Source organism: bacterium, assembly GCA_035530055.1.
Taxonomy (GTDB): Bacteria; UBA6262; WVXT01; order WVXT01; family WVXT01; genus WVXT01.
In genome coordinates this window covers 1-3,963 of the sequence record DATKVN010000076.1, presented here as the reverse complement: position 1 = coordinate 3,963, position 3,963 = coordinate 1, and the positions used below count along the sequence as shown (strand labels likewise).

The following is a 3,963-nucleotide window of genomic DNA, read 5'->3' as shown; positions in this document are numbered from 1 at the left end:
AAAGAAATGGTAAATACCCGCATTAATAAAAAGACCCAATATGCCCAACAAGCCAACTAAAGAGAAGATTAAGAACAAAATCCCCACTCCCATCAGGGCGGCGAGTTGATTCATCGGCTTGGCTAGAGAAAATATTAATGTAGGCATGCAAATTGCCGCAAGCATCAAACCTAATGCTACTATATAAAATTTTATCGGTGCGCCAAAACCACCTTCCTGAGGTAATTCTGCAAAAAATTTCCTGGGATGTATAATTATTTCCCAGCATTTACGGAAAAAACCCTTTTTAGGAGCGATTATCCCATATTGGTCCCGGATGACCTTTTGCCTGTATCTTATCCCTTCTGGTATCACTCCTGAATAACATTGACTGCACACTAATTGCCCGTCTTTATCCCGAAGACAGTCAAAACAGAAATCTCGTTGACAGACTGCGCAGAATCCCTGCGCCGGGCGATCTGGATGGTTAACACATACATCTTTTTGCAAAGAGGGACCTTTTTCTTCTTCGGGTCCAGAAAATTCGGGAGGTTCTGCCTTTTTCCTGAATGGTTCGTAGCACATCCCGCAGTATAATGCATTGTCCTTGTTCTCATAACCACATTTCGGACATTTAATCACTCTGACCCCTTTCGAATAATCACTCTAATTAAGTATTGTGTCCCCATAATTCTGTGGAGCAGAGGGGATTCGAACCCCTGACCTCTTCCGTGCGAGGGAAGCGTTCTCCCAACTGAACTACTGCCCCGTCGGCTTTCGCTCCGCTCAAGCCTCTCAAGTGGGAGAACCATGTTCTCCCCCCTTGCGTCCCGATTTTCAATCGGGACTGTTATCCCCCTCTCTTGGAGGCTCTCCCATTATCCCACCCTTATTTATTATACTACCGTCGCCTATGGTAGTCGCAGGCTTCAGCCTGCGCATATAAACGCAACCTGAAGGTTGCGACTACCACTTTGCGGCTATACTACTTCTTAAAAAGTTTTTTTAAGCCTTCCTCTATTCCCTTTTTCAAAATATCTTTGCCAGCTTTTTCTGCTGCCTCCTTGGTCAATTTGCCCCAGTCGAGATTAACCTTCGGGTCTTCAAATGTTCCGGCAATCTTAAATGGCACAGTTACCCGTCCTTCAGCGTCACCGGCATATTTGGCAAAATCTCCCCCGGAGTATTGCTTGGCAAACTTGATATCACCTTTTATATCCTGCGTCTTCTTAACCAGGTCAGCATTGCCGGAACAATAAGCATCCATTTTATCTCCACCTTCCGTTTTCACGTCTGTAAGATATACCTTTCCTTCTTTGATGGTAAGATTCCCTCTTGCCGATTTAAAATTTGTCTCTTTAAGTTCAGGAATTTTGGCAGCAGAGGCAATTCTGTCCAGAATCTTTATCCCTTTTATCTTCATATCTTTTATCTCCACGAGACCCGAACCATTCAATTTAGAAAAATCTTTTCCCGTTCCAGATAATTTCATGTTTCCGGAAGCCATAGCATAAAACTCCCCTTTCAATTTCCGGCCCGTAGATTGGATAACCTTATGCATATCGATATTCTTAATGTCACTATCGAGACCGAATTTGAGCTGCTCTAAAGAAGTATCTCCAAGGTCGGCTGAGAGAGAGCCTTTCATACTACCATCATATGCTGATAGAGAGAGCAATTTGAGACTCAGCATCGATTTAGCGACGTCCAGTGTTGCCGAACAATCAGATATCTGATAATTCTGAAATATTAGTTTCTTCAGTTTGAGTTTCCCTGAGACGGTAGCATCTGGTGGAATCCCGATTTTAGGAGATGGCTTCCCTTTTACAGCAGGTGGCTCTTCTTTCGTTTCCTTTGCTCCTGGCTTCCCTTCCTTTGGCTTTTTCGGTTCCTCCGCCACCTTCACTTCCACCGTCCCTACATCCAGATTGAAATCGACCTTCGGCTTCTTGAAATTCAGGACATTTCCTGAATATTCCAAATTAGACCTGTCCAGTTTCACACTTATCTGTTCCTGAGCTGATTCTACATTTTCTACGCCCATTCTTCCGGAAATATCTATCGATTTCGGTACACCGGAAATCTTTGTCTCTCCTGCCACCTTTCCGGAAAGCCCGTAGTTCTTGGCGAGAGGGACTAACTCATGAAGCGATTTCATATCAAATTTTTCCAGAGAAACTTTAAGATTGAGTCTCCTCTCCTCCTTAAGCCCTACCACCTTCCCGGAGGCAGAAGCTTTCATCTCACCAAGAGCTATTGATATTGAGTTCAACTTCAGAATGTTATTGTCTTCAAGGACAATATCAATTCCCATCCCCCCGTCTATACCAGAAGGCTTATGGAATAAGTCCTTAAACAATGCCTCGACTTTTCTAATACCAATATTGCCTTTAATCTTAATTTTGTTCAAATTCCCGGAGATATCTGCGCTTATATCCGGCTCGCCAGACATTAGAAAATCTCCGGAGAAAGGAAATGTCTTGGAAAGCTTCTCCAGCGCAAAATCTTCACTTTTTATATTAATTGCAAAGGAGAGCTTCTCTGGCTCCATAAACTTTTCCACACTCCCGGTAGCTCCTATTCCTGCGCCAGCTATAGTCGCTAAAGATTCCTTAATCTTGATACTCCCTTCTTTTATGTCAACACTTCCTTTAAAGGCAAGAGAACCCTCCAATTTCTCCTTTGCCACATCAAAAGAGGCTTCCACAAAGAAAGGTGAAACAAGCGAAATGCCATAAACACTCAGGTTAATATTCTTCAAATCTGCCGATAGCTTCTGTGGCGTCCTGTCCACAAATTTCACCTCTCCCCCGGATATGGTTACTTTCGATACGAGGAAAGAGAAGGCTATGGGTTTAATTTTTGCCGGCGGACCCTTTTCTATCTTTTCCGCCTTTTCTTCTTTCTTTGCCTCAGGTATTTTCTCTACCATAAGGTCGCTGAAATTAAATGAGCCGTCCACATTTCTCATAATATTTATTTCTGGAGAGATGAGCGTAACTTCGCTTATGGAAATCTGCTTTTTAAGCAGGGGGAGAAGTTTGGGCCTTACCAGAAACTGTCCCGCCTGCACAAAGGTCCCTTTGTCGAATGACGGCTTCTCGGAGATTTTGAAATCTTTGACTCTAAGTCCTCTGAGACCAACGGAGATACTTTCTATTTCTACCTGCCTGTGGAGGGCCTCAGACATCCTGGCTATCAACATAGCTTTCACCTTTGCCGGAGGAAATGCAATCCTTAAAGCAATTGTTCCTCCCACAAAGACAAATAGCGAAATAAGAAAAAGAATAAGCAGAATTTTCTTGAATTTTTTCATCTTTTAACCTTCCTTCTTAATAAATTGCTTTCCTTTCGGAAGGCTCCAATTACATCCCTGATACCATTTTCTCAAGTTTTTCTTTCTCGCCGGGTAACATTTGATATGTGTGTTTCTCTTCGGGAAACTTCTTTTCCTTTATATCCTGTACATATTTCCTAAATGCCTCTGTAATATCGTCACTCAAAGAAGCATATTTTTTCACAAATTTAGGAGTGAATGCTTCAAACAATCCCAGCATATCACCAACAATCACCAGTTGGCCATCGCAATCGATTCCTGCACCAATACTTAAAACAGGTATCTGACTTCTTTCGGTGATAATCTTTCCTACTTCTGGCGGTATAGCCTCAAGCAAAATAGCAAAAGCACCCGTTTCTTCAATCGCTTTGGCATCCAAAATTAACTCCATGGCAGTTTCAGCAGTTCTACCCTGAGCTTTGAATCCTCCTAACTGGCCTGAACTTTGAGGAGTCAATCCAATATGACCCATTACTACCATTCCTGCATTTACAATCCCTTTAATTTGATTAATTATTCTCCTTCCACCTTCAAGTTTGATAGCATCCGCACCTGCTTCTTTATAAAATCTTCCGGCATTATATATTGCCTTCTCTACGGATTCCTGGTAAGACATAAATGGCATATCGCCAATAACAAAAGTATTG

General features: G+C 42.5%; 3 protein-coding genes and 1 tRNA gene. All 4 read right to left on the bottom strand.

Going from position 1 to position 3,963, the window contains the following annotated elements; genetic code table 11:
* The coding region (locus tag VMW39_06100) for a hypothetical protein (GenBank protein ID HUW23581.1) at positions 1 to 621 on the bottom strand (621 nt) is incomplete at its 3' end.
* A 54-nt stretch (positions 622 to 675) separates the two neighbouring features.
* Positions 676 to 748: transfer RNA gene (locus VMW39_06095), tRNA-Ala, on the bottom strand.
* A gap of 216 nt (positions 749 to 964) precedes the next feature.
* Positions 965 to 3,295, bottom strand: a complete 2,331-nt coding sequence (locus VMW39_06090; protein HUW23580.1) for an AsmA-like C-terminal region-containing protein — start codon at positions 3,293 to 3,295, stop codon at positions 965 to 967.
* A 49-nt stretch (positions 3,296 to 3,344) separates the two neighbouring features.
* Positions 3,345 to 3,963, bottom strand: a 619-nt coding sequence (panB, locus tag VMW39_06085) for a 3-methyl-2-oxobutanoate hydroxymethyltransferase (protein HUW23579.1), incomplete at its 5' end; no start/stop codon positions are given.

Excerpts from the sequence above, each read along its gene's own strand:
- VMW39_06090 (HUW23580.1), bottom strand. The coding sequence starts at position 3,295 with ATGAAAAAATTCAAGAAAATTCTGCTTATTCTTTTTCTTATTTCGCTA.